The following is a 14,747-nucleotide window of genomic DNA, read 5'->3' on the forward strand; positions in this document are numbered from 1 at the left end:
GCCCCGTCCCGGCACGGCTCGATCGTGATCCTCACCAGCGGCACGTCCGGTCGGCCGAGGGGGGCGCCGCGCCCGCCGTCCCGGTCGATGGCGCTGCCCGGCGGCATCCTGGCGAAGGTGCCGCTGCGCGGCGGGGAGCCGGCGTTCGTCGCGCCGCCGCTATTCCACGGCCTCGGCCTGACCACCGCCCTCCTCGCGCTCGGCCTCGGCTCGACCCTCGTGCTGCGCCGCCGCTTCGACGCCGAGACGGTCCTGGACGACCTGGAGGCGCACCGCTGCGGCTCCTTCATCGCGGTGCCGGTGATGCTGGGCCGCGTCCTGGCGTCCCCGGGCCTGGCGTCCCGCGACCTGTCCCGCCTCCGCGTGGTCATGACGGGCGGGGCGCGGCTGGACGCCGATCTCTGCCGCCGGGCGATGGCGGCGTTCGGACCGTCCGTCTACAACTTCTACGGCTCCACCGAGGCGTCCTGCATCACGATCGCCACCCCGGATGACCTGGCCGCGGCGCCCGGATGCGCCGGACGCCCGCCCCTCGGCACGACCGTGGCGGTCCTCGGCGACGACGCCCGTCCCGTGCCGCCCGGCGCCGTCGGGCGGATCTTCGTGGACTCCCCGGCCCGCTTCGGCGGCTACACCGGCGGGGGCGGCAAGGAGGAGGTCGGCGGGCTGATGGCGGTCGGCGACCTCGGCCACCTGGACGGCGGTGGGCGGCTGCACGTCGACGGCCGCGCCGACGAGATGATCGTCTCGGGCGGCGAGAACGTCCACCCCGGCGAGGTGGAGGACCTCCTTTCCGCCCATCCCGCCGTGGACGAGGCCGCCGTCGCGGGCGTCCCGGACGCGGAGTTCGGGCAGCGGCTGCGCGCCTTCGTCGTCGCGCGCGGCCTCACCGAGGACGAGGTGAAGGCGCACGTCGCGGCCAACCTCGCCCGCTACAAGGTGCCCCGCGAGGTCGTCTTCCTGGACGAGCTGCCCCGCAACGCGGCGGGCAAGGTCCTCAAGCGCGACCTGCCCGGCCTGGCCCCCGGCGAACCTCCCGATTGAGACGGCCGGTTACGTCCCGGGTAATCGCCGCGCCGCACCCCGCGCTCGTAGCGTCATGGTCATCGACGAGGGACCACTGGAAGGGGAACCCCGATGACCGCGATCCGTTCCATCACCGAAGGCGGCCTGTTCAGCGACGGCAACCGCCTGCTCCGCCTCGCGCTGCGCCTGGACGCGGCCGTGACCGGCGCCAACGGGCTGGCATACCTGGCGCTGGCCGGCCCGCTCGACGACCTGCTCGGGCTGGAGGCCGGTCCCGGCCGGCTGATCGGCGCGTTCCTGCTCGTGTACGCGGCGGCCGTGTGGGTGATCTCGATGCCCGCCCGCCCCCACCGCCACGCCGTGAGCGCGGTGGTGGAGGCGAACGCGCTGTGGGCGGTGCTGAGCGTCGTCACGGTGGCCTTGAGCTGGTTCTCCCTGAACACCGCGGGAGCGGTCTGGACGGTCCTCCAGGCGATCGTCGTGGCGGGCTTCGGCGCGCTGCAATACGCGGGGCTGCGGCGGACCCGCTGACCCCGGCCGGAGGCGAGCAGCGACCGGACGAGGGCGGGCGCGTACTCCGAGGGCCGAGCCTGGACGGGAGCGCGACGCCACGGCGGCGAGCCGGGTGTCCACGGGGAGCGGACGAGGCGGCCGGCGCGGCACGGACCCGCTCGACCTGGGACGGCGTCCAGCGGACCCGCGTCGCGCGCTTCGACGGCCGCGAGGGCGATCTTCGAGCCATTCAATTTTCTAGGTCCGACTTGTGGGTGAAGAACCAGAGAAGAGCGTTCAGCATCAAGACGGCGCTGATCACCACCGGCACCGACCCGGGCCGCGGAGCCAGGTCGTGAACGACGTACGGAGCACGGCCGGCTCAGTGCGTTTCATTCCCGCCGACCTGGCCGGCCCGCGGGCCGTCCCAGGTGATCGCCTTCATCGCCAGCGGCCAGGCCACTGAAAGGCGGACGAGCTGCTAAGCACCGGCGACAGCCCAGAGTGGCGTCGGTGGCCCATCTGCGCTCGGTGTATCCGTCGTGGATCTCGTGTTGGGCCAGTCGCCTGGGTTGTCGGGGCCGTCACCGCGTAGGTCACGGGCCGCGTCCGCCGGGGTGGGCGTCGCAGCCCCGCTGGACGTGGTCAGTCCGGCAGTAGGTGTGACACGAGGGTGTGTGCCCATTCGGGAGTGAGGGGCTCGTCGGTGAAGACGGCTCGGTAGTAGAGGGGAGCGAGCACGGCGTCCGTGGTGCGTTCCAGGGTCGGGGAGTGTTCGCCCCGGGCCTGGGCCCGTTCGAGTATGGCTTCGAGCTGTTGCCGGCGTTCTCCGCGGCATGCGGCGGCGCCTTGTTCTCCGCCGGTGCCGATGGTGGCGCGTACCAGGGCGAGGGTGTCCGGGTCACAGAGGTCCTTGGCGAGGTCGGAGGCATAGCGTTCCAGGTCCCCGCGGAGGCTTCCGGTGTTCGGTACCACGATGTCGCCGGAGAAGCGGCTGGTCGCGACGTCGGCGAGCAGCTCACCGACGGTGCCCCAGCGGCGGTAGACCGTGGTGGCGTGCACGCCGGCGCGGGCGGCCACGACCGGGATCGTCAGTGGTTCGCCGCCCTCGTCGGCGACCAGCTCCTTGATGGCCCGGTGGACGGCCGCGCGGACCCGGGCGGAGCGGCCTCCTGGCCGGCTCCCGGTCTGCGGGGCAGGAGAACCGGTAGTGGACACTCGGCCAGTATCGCACAGATCACTGCTTCAATAATGCAAAGATCACTGCGTTTGTGTTACGGTCGCACTACTAACGCACAGATCATTGCGAGAGCCATATGTCTGTTGACTCTGTTGTGTCTGCCGTCCCCTCCGACGAGGGCGCGCACCGTGTGCGGCGCGGGACCGCCTTCCTCAGCATGGCCGCCGTCTTCGTCGTCTTCCTGGCCGCTTCCAGCGTGCCGTCCCCGCTCTACCCGGTCTATCAGCAGCAATGGCATTTCCCGACGTGGGTGTTGACCGTCGTCTTCGCCCTGTACGTGGTCGGCCTGCTGGGCTCGTTGCTCGTCGTCGGGGCGCTGTCGGACCACCTCGGCCGCAGGCCGGTGCTCGCCGCGGCGATCGCGCTGGAGATGATCGCGCTCGTCCTGTTCCTCACCGCCGGGGACGTGGTGGTCCTGTCTGCCGCCCGGGTGCTTCAGGGAATCGCCACCGGGGCGGCGACGACCACCCTGAGCGCCACCCTCGTCGACCTCGAACCGCCGCACGCCCGTGGGCGCGCGGGCGTCGCCACCGCCGTGCTCGGCGGCATCGCCGCGGCGACCACCGCATTCCTTCACGCGAAGGAAGGAAACACCGTGACGACCGCGAGCAGCAGGATCAGCACGATCCGGTACACCGCCAGCGGACCGGCCGACGGGCCGGCGCTGGTCCTCATCCACGGCTGGGGATGCGACCGCGGCGGACGCTGAGACGGACTGCACTACCTGTCCCTGTTCCCGGAACAGACCGACGCCATGCTGGGCATGTTCCGCGACGACTTCGCCGCGGCGGTGCGCGGCCTCGTCGAAGGGGGTCGCCGGCCGGAACCGACCCGGCTCTCATGGACGCCTTGGTCTGCCCCGGGTGTGGTGGCCCGTGGGCCTGCGCGCCATCGAGGCTCTGGTGCGCTGGACTTGGACCCAGCAGTGGATATGGCCCGACGGTCAGATGGTGCGGCGGTAGCGGATGTGGGTGGCCAGCGGGGAGTGAAGCACCTCGACGGGCTCGAAGTCGAAGTCGACCCCGTCGAAGATCCGCTCGCCCGAACCGAGCAGAACGGGCGCGATGTCGAGGGTGAGTTCGTCGATCACCCCGGCTGCCAGTGCCTGCCGGACGGTCGAGGCACCGCCGGCGATGTCCACGCCCTTGTCGCCTGCGGCCTGGCACGCCGCGGAGTATGCCGCGTCGAAGCCGTCGGTGACAAAGTAGAACGTCGTCCCCCCGTCCATCGGGATCGGATCGCGGGGGTGGCGGGTCAGTACGAACACCGGCGCGTGGTAGGGCGGTTCGGGGCCCCACCAGCCCGACCAGTCCTCGTCCCAGTCCCCGCGGATCGGGCCGAACATGTTGCGGCCCATGACGTATGCGCCCCTCGGGCGCATCAGCCACTCGTTCGCGATCTTGTCCGCATCGTTGGCCCGCGGGTCGCCGATGTGGAGGGGCCTCACGGCTCTGGTCAGGTCCGGCGACGAAGCCGTCCAGTGAGATCGACATATGGCAGGTGGTATTCGACACCATGAACTCCATCCAGTGGTTGCGCCCGGGAAACCGGTCGTGCGGAATCATCGATGTGTCGCGGGACTCACCTGCCGGTCGGCTCCGCCGCATCGATCCAACGCCCACGAGGCCAGACCGCTAACCACTGTTCCGCAACCCCGGACACCCTTCCCGGGCATCAGTCCTGTGCTCCCTTTGGAAGGATCTCGGTGAGGTAGGCGGCCAGGTTGTTCAGGGTCTGCCGGCCGGCCTCGATCGCGTGGTACTTCTCTACCGCTTGGTCGCGTAGTTCTTTGGTGGGGAACACCGTGCGCATCTCGATCCGGGTCGCCGCGCCGTCGGGTGCGAACGTCAGGACCGACTCGAAGGCGTCCGGGTCGCCGCGGGACTCACCGTGCAGCAGCGTGATGCGCTCCGGCGCGGCGATCTCCTGCCATGTGATCCACTCGGTGTAGTCGGTTCCGTCCGGTCCGTGCATCACGAAGTCCCACACTCCGCCGACGCGGAACTCGAACGCCCGCGTGGTGGTGGTGAACCCTTCCGGTCCCCACCACCGCGACAGGTGCCGGACTTCGGTGAACGCCTCGAACACCAGTTCTCGTGGCGCGTCGATGACCCGGGAGATCACGGTCTCGCGGTCGGCCGTCGCGGGCTGCGCGGGCGCTCCTCGTCCCGTCTCGCTCATCAGCTACTCCCCCTGCCTTGCCTGTTTCAGGTCCTGCACGTACGCGTCCAGCCGGTCGAAGCTCTCGCTCCAGAACCGCTCGAACCCGCCGGTCCACTCGTGAACCGGCCGCAGCCCGCGGGCGTCCAGGCCGTACAGGCGCTGCTTGCCCGCCTTGCGGTCTCGCACCAGCCCCACCTCCCGCAGCACCCGCAGATGTTTGGACGCCCCCGGCTGGGTCATCCCCAGTTCCCGGGCCAACTCGGTCACCGGCCGCTCACCGGCCCGCAGCAGCGCCAGGATCTCCCGGCGCTGCGGCTCGGCGATCGCGTTGAAGACGTCCGACGTCGTCGCTGCCCGTGCCATGACCTCATCGTATACCCATATCGGCATGCGTCAAGCCGGAGGGACCAGACGGGCCTTCTCAGATGACGATCGCCACCGACCCCACTGAGCCGGCCGCCCGCAAGGCCCACCACGCGCGCACCACCCGCGTCACAGCAGCAGTCCGCGTTGGAGCGTGGTGGCCAGCCGCTGCTCGGTCAGAGCCAGAGATTCCGCGCTCAACAGTTCGATGCGGACGTGGCGTCCGATTGCACTGTTGACTCGTCGGAGCAAGCTATGTGTTATCTCTGATTTGCAGGCCCCCGAGGACGTCGATGGCGTCACGCATGGACCGAACGCAACGGCCAAAAGTTCGTTGCCGAAACCCGTCGGCTACGGCTTGCGGATAAACCCGGCCGGACGGCGCGGGCAAGAAATGGCCGAAGTGTCACATACCCGTCCTGACCGAGCGAGGCCAGAATGCCAGGACGCGCGGACTGGACGGCACCGAGCTGGCGGACCTGGCACGCGCGCTCGCCGCCAGCACGTTGCCGAGTTCAACTCTTCGGAGTCATGCGCGGCGACCTGGCGCCCGCCCCGGCCGGGCCGGATGCGGCGCGGCAGATGGCGAACAGATACACCGGACGCGGCCGCATTGCCCGCATACCGGAACGCTCATGAATGCTCTCCTTTCGGATGATGAGTTCCTGCGCCGTGTACCCGTCTTCGCATCCTTCACTGGAGAGCCGACGCCACGGTCTGCTTCCCCACCTGACTACACCGCAGTTCCCCTTTTCGTCTCACCGTCCCTCACGCGCGCCTGCACGTTGGGGGCTGAGACGACCGCCAAGCGCCGATTCTGGCGCCGGGTGGGTGTCAGGTATCGCGGAGTTGTTTCGTCCGGGACTTAACGAAACGAGGCCGGAGTTGGGCGACGGGACACCGGACGGCGCGGACGAGACGGTCCACCGGCTCGTCCGCCGCGGGCCAGGCCCGGCGGCCTGGACGGCCTCGCCTGAAGCCGACCGGCGCGAACCGGCGCGCAGAAGCCGGGACAGCGAGCGTCCCGGCCAGGGCTACCAGGAGGTGCAGGATGCGGGCGGGGCCCTGGCCGAGACGGTGCTGGAGATGTGCGAGCCGGGCGACGACCTCGACGTGGCGCTGCGGACCGGCCCCGGTGGGAGCGCGGCGGCGCGGGGTCGGGTGGCCGGTGATCACCTGGGTGTCGCGGACGGCTGACCGGGCACGACCCGGGCATGGAAGAGATGACTCTGCGCAGCGCGGCGTTCGACGATCACACGGTCATTCCGGCCGAGTACTCGCACGACAGCGGCGACGTCTCGCCGCCGCTGGAGTGGCCCGAGCCGCCCGAGGAGGTGGTGGAGCTGGCCCTGGCGTGCGAGGACCCGGACGCGCCGTCCGGTACGTTCGCGCACTGGCTGCTGGCGGGCATCGACCCGTCGACCACCGGGCTGGACGCGGGCGAGCGGCCGACCGGGGCCGTGATCGGGCGCAACGACTACGGGACCGACGGGTACGGCGGGCCGAAGCCGCCGGTGGGCGACGACCCGCACCGGTACTACTTCCGGCTGTACGGGCTGTCGGAGCCGTCGGGGCTCCGGCCGGGGTTCACGGCCGAGGACCTGCGCGTCGCCCTCCAGGACAAGGTCGTCGCGTCCGGGACGATCGTCGGCACGTTCGCGCGCTGAGCGACGCGCGCCCGGCAGGGGCGCCGTCGTGAGCGGGTGCGCCCGTCAGTGGGTGTGGTCGGTAGGGGCGGCGCCGGGGTTGTCGAGCAGCCGGCCGATCCGCTCGCGGCTCTCCTCGTCGGTCGGCGTGTAGACGATCAGGCGGGCGCCTGGGGACCCGGCGATGTCCATGCTGGTGGTGCGGGTCCGCATCTCTCCGACGGCGTTGTGCCGGAACACCTTGGTCCGCGGACCCGGCAGGGCGACGTCGTGGTCGGCCCACAGCCGGGCGAAGAGGGGGCTGGCCGCCTGGAGCCGCGTGACCAGCTCCCTCCATCCCGGCTCGTTCAGGTGCAGGCTGTAGCGGTGCCGGAACACCGCGACGAACACCGGCGCCTCCTCCGCCAGGTTCACGACCGGGTTGCAGCACGGCGGGTGGGTGAACGACATCCACAGCGTGTTCCGCTCGCACGGCGGCGCGCTCACGATGCCGGGGAACATCGCCGCGTAGGCGCGGTTCCACGCCAGGACGTCCGAGCGGCCGTTGCACACCGTCGCCGGTAGCGGGGAGAGCGCGTCGAGGATGGTCTGGACGTCCTCCGGGAGGTTCTCGTTCTCGTCCGGCGGCGCCGCGTCGGGGACCTCGGCCAGCCGGTACAGGTGCTCGCGCTCGGTGCCGTCCAGCCGCAGCGTGCGGGCCACCGCGTCCAGGACCTGCGTGCTGGCGTTGATCGGACGGCCCTGCTCCAGCCACGTGTACCAGGTGACGCCGACCCCGGCGAGCTGCGCGACCTCCTCGCGGCGCAGTCCGGGCGTGCGGCGGCGCGGGCCCGGCGGCATCCCGACGTCGGACGGGGTGATGCGCTCGCGGCGGCTGCGCAGGAACGCGGCGAGCTCGGACCGGCGGTGCCGCCCCCCAGCCCCGGGGCCGCCCGCGCCGCGGGTGGTGCTCACGCTGGTCATGGTCACTCCCCCAGCCTGCCGTCCGTCGCCGATCCGTTCCAGGTGCTGTCAGTACCAGTATCGACGGGCTCTCGTTACCGGTATCGGTCTGCCAGCATGATCGTACATATGACACAGACAACCGATCTGCGCGGGATTGTTCCCGAACGGGGCACGCGGAACGGGCCGGGCGGCCGCATGCTCGCCCTCATCCTGCTCGGCCAGTTCATGGCCATCCTGGACGTCAACATCGTCAACGTGGCGCTGCCGACCATGCGCACCGACCTGCACGCCTCCGGCTCCGGCCTCCAGCTGGTCGTGGCCGGGTACATCATCTCCTACGCCGTCCTGCTGATCACCGGCGCGCGGCTCGGCGACATCGCCGGGCACCGCCGCATGTACCACCTCGGGCTGGCCTCGTTCACCGTGATGTCGCTGGCCTGCGGGCTGGCGCCGTCGACCTGGCCGCTCGTGGCGTTCCGGTTCCTGCAGGGCGCCGGGGCCGCGCTCATGACGCCGCAGGTGATGTCGATGATCCAGCGGAACTTCGCCGGGGAGGCGCGGGCCCGCGCGCTCGGCCTCTACTCGGCCGTCATCGCGGGCGGCGTGGTCGTCGGGCAGGCCGCGGGCGGCCTGCTGGTCAGCGCGGACCTGTTCGGGACCGGCTGGCGGACGGTCTTCCTCGTCAACGTCCCGATCGGCGCCGCGCTGCTGCTCGCGGGACCGCGGCTGCTGCCCCGCGACGAGAGTCCGCGCGGCGGCGACCTGGACCTGCCCGGCCTCGCCACCCTCACCCCGGCGGTGCTGCTGTTCGTCGTCCCGCTGATCCTGGGCCACGAGCTGGACTGGCCGCTGTGGGGCTGGCTCTCGCTGGCGGCGAGCGCCGCGTTCTTCGCCGCGTTCGTCGCGGTGGAGCGCCGCGTCGCCGCGCGCGGGAGGCGGCCGTTGATCTCCGTGCGCGTGTTGCGCGCGCCCCGGCTGGCGCCGGCCTGCGTCGCGCTCCTGTTCGGCCCGGCCACCTGGGGCGCGTTCCTGTTCACCACGACGCTGCACCTGCAAGGCGACCTGGAGTTGTCGCCGCTGGAGTCGGGGCTGGCGTTCGTGCCGTCCGTCACCGCGTTCGGGCTGGTCGGGCTGAACTGGCGGCGGCTGCCCGCCCGCTGGCAGCGCCGCGCCGTCCCGTCCGGGTTCGCGCTGGCCGCGGCGGGCTACCTGTGCGTCGGGCCGCTGGCGGACGGCGGCGCGCCCTACCTGATCCTGACCGCGGTGATCGGCTTCGGCCTCGGCGTCATGCCGATCATCATGACGGTCGCGCTGGAGCACGTCCCGGCCGAGGACGCCGCCGACGCCAGCGGGCTGCTGCTGACGCTCATGCAGATCGGCCAGGTCACCGGGGTCGCCACCGTCGGGACGCTGTTCCTCACCATGGCCGAGGACGGCGGCTCCACCCGGCACGCCGAGTACGGCACCGGCTGGGCGCTCGCCGCCGTCGCGGGGGTCGGCGCCGTGTGCGCCCTGGCCCTCGCGCGCGGCCGCGCCGAGCCGCGCGCCGAACGCTGATCACCGCGGGACAGCGGCCGTGCCCGCCGGTCAGGACGGGGGCGCGGGCATGGGCCGCTCGGCCAGGGCGGCGGCGACGGCCACGAGGTTGGACGCCATCGCCCGGGCCGTGCTCGCCGACCAGTCCCGGCCCGAGTCGGCGTCCAGGTAGCTCGGCCCGGGGCCGGGGCCCCGGTTCCAGTACGTCCACGCCTGGCCGGGGATCGTGTAGCCGAACTCGTTCAGCGCCCCGCTGATCTCGCTGATCACGTGGTGCGCGCCGTCCTCGTTGCCGGTGACGACCACGCCCGCCACCCGGTTGTAGGCGACCGGCCGTCCGGCGTCGTCGGTCTCCGACAGCATCGCGTCCATCCGCTCGACGACCCGCTGGGCGATCGAGGACGGGTGCCCCGCCCAGGTCGGCGAGGCGATCACCAGGATCTCCGACTCCAGCAGGGTCCGGTGCACGCCCGGCCAGGCGTCGCCGGGGCCGAGGTCGGTCTCCACGCCGGGCGGGATGTCGAGGTCCACGGCCCGGATGGAGCGCACCTTGACGTCCCTGGCGCGCAGCTCGTCCTCGACCACCGCGGCCAGCGCCTCGGTGTTGGACGTCTCGGGCGAGCGCTTGAGCGTGCAGTTGATCACCACGGCGCGCATCCGGCGCCTCCTTCGCTTTCTCGGCAGGCCGGTCTACCGGCGTCTACCCAGCCCTCCGCCGCGAAACGCGATCAGGCGCGCCGGGCCCAGGTCAGTAGCGCGTCAGCCGTGCGCGGGCGGCCTCCACCGCGGGCGGGACGGGACGGCGGGCGCGCAGCAGCGCCGGGACGAGCCGGGCGGCGTCGGCGAGGCCCGCCCGGCCGTCCCGGCTGCCCAGGGCGGAGGCGGCGATCCTGGCGACCGCGGGCAGCGGCCGCCGCAGCCACGCGGTGAGGAGCCGGTTGCGGGCCTCCCTGCGCCGCCGCGCGGACGGGTCGCGCCCCTGCGTGGACGGATGGTGGTGGACGACGAGCTCGGGCGCGTAGGCCAGGCCCCAGCCCGCGGCGGCCAGGTCGAGCGCGAGCAGTTCCTCCTCGCCGCCGAAGTGCAGGACGTCGGAGAAGCCGCCGGCGTCCAGGAAGGCGTCCCGGCGGACGATGGCCGAGCAGGCCAGGAAGCCGAGGATGGCGGGCCCGGGGAGCCCGGCGGGTCGTCCGAGCGGGGCGAGCGCCATCTGCTCCGAGACCGGCTCGGGCCGCTCGTCCTCCCCGACCAGGACCCGCGCGGCGAGCAGTGCCGTCCCCGGGTGCGCGTCGAGGATCTCCACGGCCCGCCCCAGCGCGCCGGGCGCCCACCAGGAATCGTCGTCGGCGAACGCGATGTAGCGGGTCCCGGCCCGCTCGGCGCCGAGGTTGCGGGCGGCGGCGCCCAGGTTGCGGGGCAGCCGCAGCACGTGCGCGCCCGCCTCCTCGGCGACGCGCGGGGTGTCGTCGGCGGAGGCGTTGTCGATCACGATCACCGGGGCCTCGTGCCTGCCGAGGCTGCGGCGCAGCTCCGGCGCGCGGTCCCGGGTGGCGACCACGATCGTGACGTCGGACATCGGACGGCTCCCTCGGTCGGGCTCAGCGGCTCGTTCAGCTCACGTAGCGGCGCGCCTTGGAGGCCCGCTGGGACGCCTCCAGGCGGTGGAGCCGGTCCTCGACGTCCGGCGGCAGGCGCCGGCGCTCGCGGGCGACCCAGGGCAGCCCGGCGGCGGCCTCGGCGAGGGCCCCGGCGGTGACCCGGTCGCGCGGCAGCGTGCGCAGCAGCCCGGCCGTCCGCCGGACCGCCACGGGCACGGGACGGCGCAGCCAGGTGAACCACAGCGTGTTGCGGATGCCGTGGCGGCGCCGCAGGTGCGCCTCGCGCAGCGGGGACGGCTCGTGGTGGACGACGACGTCCTCGGCGTAGCACAGGTGCCAGCCGAGCGCCATCAGGTCCGCGCTCAGCAGTTCCTCCTCGCCGCCGAGCCACAGCCGCGGCGAGAACCCGCCGGCCTCGCGGAACGCCTCGGCGCGCACCATCGACGCCCCGGCGAGGAACGACCCGAGCGCGGGGCCCGGCAGCCACGCGGGCCCGGGGACGGGCGAGTCGCGCAGTTCGGGGACGATCGGGTCCTCGCGGCCGCCGGGCTCCACCAGGATCCGTCCGGTCACGACCGCCAGGCGCGGGTGCGCGTCGAGCAGCGCCGCCGCGCGGGACGGCGCGTCCGGGTCCCACCAGGTGTCGTCGTCGCAGAACGCCACATACGGGGTGCGGACGTGGTCGACCGCGAGGTTGCGCGCCACGGCGCCGAGGTTGTGCGGGGACCGGATCAGCCGGAACTCCGGGAACCCGGACGCGACGGCGCCGGCGGTGCCGTCCCGCGAGGCGTTGTCCACGACGATGACCGGGGGCGGTCCGGGGAGGGCGCGCAGCCGGGCGAGCGTCGCCAGCAGCGACTGCCGCCGGTCCCGGGTGATGACGACGACGGTGAGGCGCATGGGACGGCCCGTACCCGCACGCGGCGGCCTCATGTGCGCACGGCACACGGGCCACGCCGCCACCAACAGGGACTTCGCTCACCAGTGCCTTTTCCGGCACAAGCGTTTAGAGACCTCTTTCCGGGCAATGCCGAATCACCTACAGGGGATTCGGTTCGAAGATCCCCTTCAGGCGGGTGCCTACGACGACGGCACCGCCCAATCACCCACTGCTGCGCCGAAACGGGGCTCATATGCGCGTGCTCGGAATCAACGCGATCTTTCACGACCCGTCCGCCGCGCTGGTCGATGGCGGGCAGGTCGTCGCGGCCGCCGAGGAGGAACGCTTCAGCCGCCGCAAGCACGGGAAACGTCCAGTGCCCTTCTCCGGATGGGAATTGCCCGAGAAGGCGGCGCGGTGGTGCCTTGACGAGGCCGGACTGGAGCCGGGCGACCTCGACGCCGTCGCCTATTCCTACGACCCGGCCCTCGTCGAGCCGGGAATCGACGGGCACGACGTCCAATGGGAGCGCCTGCGCACGCTGTACGCGCAGCGCGCGCCCAATTTCCTCTCCACCGCCCTCCCCGGCCTCGATCCCGGAATCGTCCGGTACGTGCCGCACCACGTGGCGCACGCCGCGTCCGCCGGGCTCGCCGCGCCCGGCCCCGGCGACGGGGACGTGCTCGTCCTGGACGGCCGCGGCGAGTCGCACTCGCACCTGGCCGGGACCTACGCGGACGGCACGCTGACCACGCTGCGCACCCAGCGTCTCCCGCACTCCCTCGGCCTCATGTACGAGGACCTCACCGAGCATCTGGGGTTCCTGCGCTCCAGCGACGAGTACAAGGTCATGGCGCTGGCGTCCTATGGGGAGCCGCGCTTCCTGGACGAGCTGCGCGAGCACGTCGGCGCCACGGGAGACGGCGGCTTCGCCGTCGTGCCCATCGACTGGGGCGCGCTCGCCAAGGCCCGCGCGCCCGACGGGGAGTGGACCCGCGACCACGCCGACCTCGCCGCGAGCGTCCAGGCCCGTCTCGAAGAGGTGCTGCTGGACCTGGCGGCCTGGCTGCACGGCCGCACCGGCTCCGGGCGGCTGATGCTCGCGGGCGGCGTGGCCCTCAACTGCGTCGCCAACTCGCGCCTCGCCGAGACCGGGCCGTACGACGACATCTGGATCCAGCCCGCCGCGGGCGACGCGGGCACGGCGCTCGGCGCAGCGCTCCACCTCGCGCGGGCCGCGGGCGAGCCGGTCACCGCGATGCCGGGCGCCGACCTCGGCCGCCGATGGGACGACGAGGCGCTCGCCCGGTACCTCGACACCGCCAAGATCCCGTACGAGCGGCCGGACGACCTGGCCGCGACGGTGGCCGAGGCCCTCGCCCAGAACGAGATCGTGGCGTGGTTCCAGGGCCGCTCCGAGTTCGGCCCGCGCGCGCTCGGGCACCGCTCGCTGCTCGCCCACCCCGGCCATGCCGCCAACGTGGAGCGGCTCAACGACGTCAAGGGACGCGAGCAGTTCCGTCCGATCGCGCCGATGGTCGCGCTCGGCCACGCGTCCGAGATCTTCGAAGGGCCGCTCCCGAGCCCGTTCATGCTGTTCGTGCACCGGGTCCGGTCCGGCTGGCGCGAGCGGATCCCGGCGGTCGTGCACGTGGACGGCACCGCGCGGATCCAGACCGTCGCGCCGGAGGACGAGCCGCTGGTGGCGCGGCTCCTGGAGGAGTTCCGCCGCCGCACCGGCCTGCCCGTCATCGTCAACACCAGCCTGAACACCGCGGGCCGCCCGATGGTCGACGACCCGCGCGACGCGCTGGAGTGCTTCGGCTCGGCGCCGGTGGACCTGCTGGCCATCGGCCCGTACGTGGTGCGGCGCCGGGGGGTGCACGCCCGATGAGCTACAGCGTCGTCGTCCCCACCGTCGGGCGGGAGAGCCTGCGCGTCCTGCTGCACGCGCTGCTGACCGCCGTCGGCGAGGGCCCGGGCCCCGCGCCGCACGAGATCATCGTCGTGGACGACCGGCCCCGGCCCGGCGCGCCGCTGCCGCTCCCGCCGCCCGTGGACGGCCTGGAGATCCGGGTGCTGCGCTCGGGGGGCCGGGGGCCCGCCGCCGCCCGCAACACCGGCTGGCGCGCCGCGGCGACGGAGTGGGTCGCTTTCCTGGACGACGACGTCGTCCCCGAGCCGGGCTGGCCCGCGCGGCTGGCCGCCGACCTCGCGAACCTGCCGTCCACGGTCGCCGGGTCGCAGGGCGGGGTGACGGTGCCGCTGCCGGACGACCGGCGCCCCACCGACTGGGAGCGCGGCACCGCCGGGCTCGCGGACGCCGACTGGATCACCGCCGACATGGCCTACCGCCGCGGCGTGCTCGCCGAGCTCGGCGGCTTCGACGAGCGCTTCCGCCGCGCCTACCGCGAGGACGCGGACCTGGCGCTGCGGGCCCTGGACGCCGGCCACCGCCTCGTCCGCGGCACCCGCCAGGTGACGCACCCGGTCCGCCCGGCGGGCTTCTGGGCCTCGGTCCGCGCCCAGGCCGGCAACGCCGACGACATCCTCATGTGGCGCGTCCACGGCCGCGGCTGGCGCACCCGCGCCGGCGAGGGCCGCGGCCTCCTCCGCGAACACCTCCTGGCCACCGCCGCGTCCACCCTGACCCTCGCCGCCACGCTCGTGGCGCTCTCTACGCCACGCGAGAGAAAGCCCGCCAAGCTCTCCTCACGCGCCTCCGCCCGAACGGGCCTCCCCACGCGGGCGACCCACACCGCGCAGGATCGCCTGCCGCTGTGGGGCGGGAGGCTCGGGCGGGCGGATTCGCCCGGGGTGCGGGAGTTGGCCACCGCGACGGCCCTGGTCTCGGGGGG

16 protein-coding genes are annotated in these 14,747 nt (G+C 73.2%); 8 read left to right on the forward strand and 8 right to left on the reverse strand.

Going from position 1 to position 14,747, the window contains the following annotated elements; genetic code table 11:
• Positions 1–1,044 (forward strand): AMP-binding protein (locus E1298_RS32280; RefSeq protein ID WP_165975789.1); only part of this gene is annotated, 1,044 nt, incomplete at its 5' end.
• A gap of 93 nt (positions 1,045–1,137) precedes the next feature.
• Positions 1,138–1,557, forward strand: a complete 420-nt coding sequence (locus tag E1298_RS32285; protein WP_131900029.1) for a hypothetical protein — start codon at positions 1,138–1,140, stop codon at positions 1,555–1,557.
• Positions 1,558–2,163: 606 nt separating this feature from the next.
• On the opposite strand, the gene E1298_RS32290 is transcribed toward E1298_RS32285, so the two are convergent.
• Positions 2,164–2,736 carry a TetR-like C-terminal domain-containing protein gene (locus tag E1298_RS32290; RefSeq protein ID WP_131900031.1) on the reverse strand — a complete coding sequence of 191 codons (573 nt, stop codon included), beginning with the start codon at positions 2,734–2,736 and terminating at the stop codon, positions 2,164–2,166.
• 116 nt (positions 2,737–2,852) lie between these two features.
• Between E1298_RS32290 and E1298_RS32295 the strand changes: the two genes are divergently transcribed.
• The gene (locus E1298_RS32295; RefSeq protein WP_207944964.1) at positions 2,853–3,467 is read left to right on the forward strand and encodes an MFS transporter; all 615 of its coding nucleotides are present in this window, start codon (positions 2,853–2,855) and stop codon (positions 3,465–3,467) included.
• 234 nt (positions 3,468–3,701) lie between these two features.
• Here E1298_RS32295 and E1298_RS32300 read toward each other — a convergent pair whose 3' ends face one another.
• From E1298_RS32300 to E1298_RS32310, 3 genes are all read right to left on the reverse strand, one after another.
• Positions 3,702–4,205 carry a dihydrofolate reductase family protein gene (locus tag E1298_RS32300; RefSeq protein WP_243725942.1) on the reverse strand — a complete coding sequence of 168 codons (504 nt, stop codon included), beginning with the start codon at positions 4,203–4,205 and terminating at the stop codon, positions 3,702–3,704.
• A gap of 227 nt (positions 4,206–4,432) precedes the next feature.
• Positions 4,433–4,939, reverse strand: a complete 507-nt coding sequence (locus tag E1298_RS32305) for an SRPBCC family protein (protein WP_131900033.1) — start codon at positions 4,937–4,939, stop codon at positions 4,433–4,435.
• Positions 4,940–4,942: 3 nt separating this feature from the next.
• The gene (locus tag E1298_RS32310) at positions 4,943–5,284 is read right to left on the reverse strand and encodes an ArsR/SmtB family transcription factor (protein ID WP_131900035.1); all 342 of its coding nucleotides are present in this window, start codon (positions 5,282–5,284) and stop codon (positions 4,943–4,945) included.
• Between the two features lie 885 nt (positions 5,285–6,169).
• On the opposite strand from E1298_RS32310, the gene E1298_RS32315 reads away from it, so the two are divergent.
• The gene (locus E1298_RS32315) at positions 6,170–6,481 is read left to right on the forward strand and encodes a hypothetical protein (RefSeq protein WP_131900037.1); all 312 of its coding nucleotides are present in this window, start codon (positions 6,170–6,172) and stop codon (positions 6,479–6,481) included.
• A 17-nt stretch (positions 6,482–6,498) separates the two neighbouring features.
• Positions 6,499–6,951: a YbhB/YbcL family Raf kinase inhibitor-like protein gene (locus E1298_RS32320; RefSeq protein WP_131900039.1), complete on the forward strand. Its 453-nt coding sequence runs from the start codon at positions 6,499–6,501 to the stop codon at positions 6,949–6,951.
• A 45-nt stretch (positions 6,952–6,996) separates the two neighbouring features.
• On the opposite strand, the gene E1298_RS32325 is transcribed toward E1298_RS32320, so the two are convergent.
• The gene (locus tag E1298_RS32325; RefSeq protein WP_131900041.1) at positions 6,997–7,893 is read right to left on the reverse strand and encodes a helix-turn-helix transcriptional regulator; all 897 of its coding nucleotides are present in this window, start codon (positions 7,891–7,893) and stop codon (positions 6,997–6,999) included.
• A gap of 108 nt (positions 7,894–8,001) precedes the next feature.
• Here E1298_RS32325 and E1298_RS32330 point away from each other — a divergent pair, with 108 nt between their 5' ends.
• On the forward strand, positions 8,002–9,432 hold the full coding sequence (locus E1298_RS32330) for an MFS transporter (protein WP_131900043.1): 1,431 nt from the start codon (positions 8,002–8,004) through the stop codon (positions 9,430–9,432).
• A 30-nt stretch (positions 9,433–9,462) separates the two neighbouring features.
• On the opposite strand, the gene E1298_RS32335 is transcribed toward E1298_RS32330, so the two are convergent.
• The 3 genes from E1298_RS32335 to E1298_RS32345 form a co-directional block, all read right to left on the reverse strand.
• Positions 9,463–10,068 (reverse strand): flavodoxin family protein, encoded by a 606-nt coding sequence (locus tag E1298_RS32335; RefSeq protein WP_131900045.1) that lies wholly within the window; start codon positions 10,066–10,068, stop codon positions 9,463–9,465.
• A gap of 91 nt (positions 10,069–10,159) precedes the next feature.
• Positions 10,160–10,987, reverse strand: a complete 828-nt coding sequence (locus tag E1298_RS32340) for a glycosyltransferase family 2 protein (protein WP_131900047.1) — start codon at positions 10,985–10,987, stop codon at positions 10,160–10,162.
• A gap of 34 nt (positions 10,988–11,021) precedes the next feature.
• On the reverse strand, positions 11,022–11,909 hold the full coding sequence (locus E1298_RS32345; RefSeq protein WP_207944965.1) for a glycosyltransferase family 2 protein: 888 nt from the start codon (positions 11,907–11,909) through the stop codon (positions 11,022–11,024).
• A gap of 233 nt (positions 11,910–12,142) precedes the next feature.
• Here E1298_RS32345 and E1298_RS32350 point away from each other — a divergent pair, with 233 nt between their 5' ends.
• Positions 12,143–13,783, forward strand: a complete 1,641-nt coding sequence (locus E1298_RS32350; RefSeq protein ID WP_131900051.1) for a carbamoyltransferase family protein — start codon at positions 12,143–12,145, stop codon at positions 13,781–13,783.
• Positions 13,780–14,747 (forward strand): glycosyltransferase family 2 protein (locus tag E1298_RS32355; RefSeq protein ID WP_131900053.1); only part of this gene is annotated, 968 nt, incomplete at its 3' end. The genes E1298_RS32350 and E1298_RS32355, both read left to right, overlap by 4 nt.

Origin of the sequence: Actinomadura rubrisoli (assembly GCF_004349215.1) — a bacterium.
GTDB classification, from domain to species: domain Bacteria; phylum Actinomycetota; class Actinomycetes; order Streptosporangiales; family Streptosporangiaceae; genus Spirillospora; species Spirillospora rubrisoli.

Coding starts and splice junctions, on each gene's coding strand:
- E1298_RS32320 (WP_131900039.1), top strand. CDS start 6,499: ATGGAAGAGATGACTCTGCGCAGCGCGGCGTTCGACGATCACACGGTC.
- E1298_RS32330 (WP_131900043.1), top strand. CDS start 8,002: ATGACACAGACAACCGATCTGCGCGGGATTGTTCCCGAACGGGGCACG.
- E1298_RS32340 (WP_131900047.1), bottom strand. CDS start 10,987: ATGTCCGACGTCACGATCGTGGTCGCCACCCGGGACCGCGCGCCGGAG.
- E1298_RS32335 (WP_131900045.1), bottom strand. CDS start 10,068: ATGCGCGCCGTGGTGATCAACTGCACGCTCAAGCGCTCGCCCGAGACG.
- E1298_RS32345 (WP_207944965.1), bottom strand. CDS start 11,909: ATGCGCCTCACCGTCGTCGTCATCACCCGGGACCGGCGGCAGTCGCTG.
- E1298_RS32285 (WP_131900029.1), top strand. CDS start 1,138: ATGACCGCGATCCGTTCCATCACCGAAGGCGGCCTGTTCAGCGACGGC.
- E1298_RS32305 (WP_131900033.1), bottom strand. CDS start 4,939: ATGAGCGAGACGGGACGAGGAGCGCCCGCGCAGCCCGCGACGGCCGAC.
- E1298_RS32325 (WP_131900041.1), bottom strand. CDS start 7,893: ATGACCAGCGTGAGCACCACCCGCGGCGCGGGCGGCCCCGGGGCTGGG.
- E1298_RS32310 (WP_131900035.1), bottom strand. CDS start 5,284: ATGGCACGGGCAGCGACGACGTCGGACGTCTTCAACGCGATCGCCGAG.
- E1298_RS32350 (WP_131900051.1), top strand. CDS start 12,143: ATGCGCGTGCTCGGAATCAACGCGATCTTTCACGACCCGTCCGCCGCG.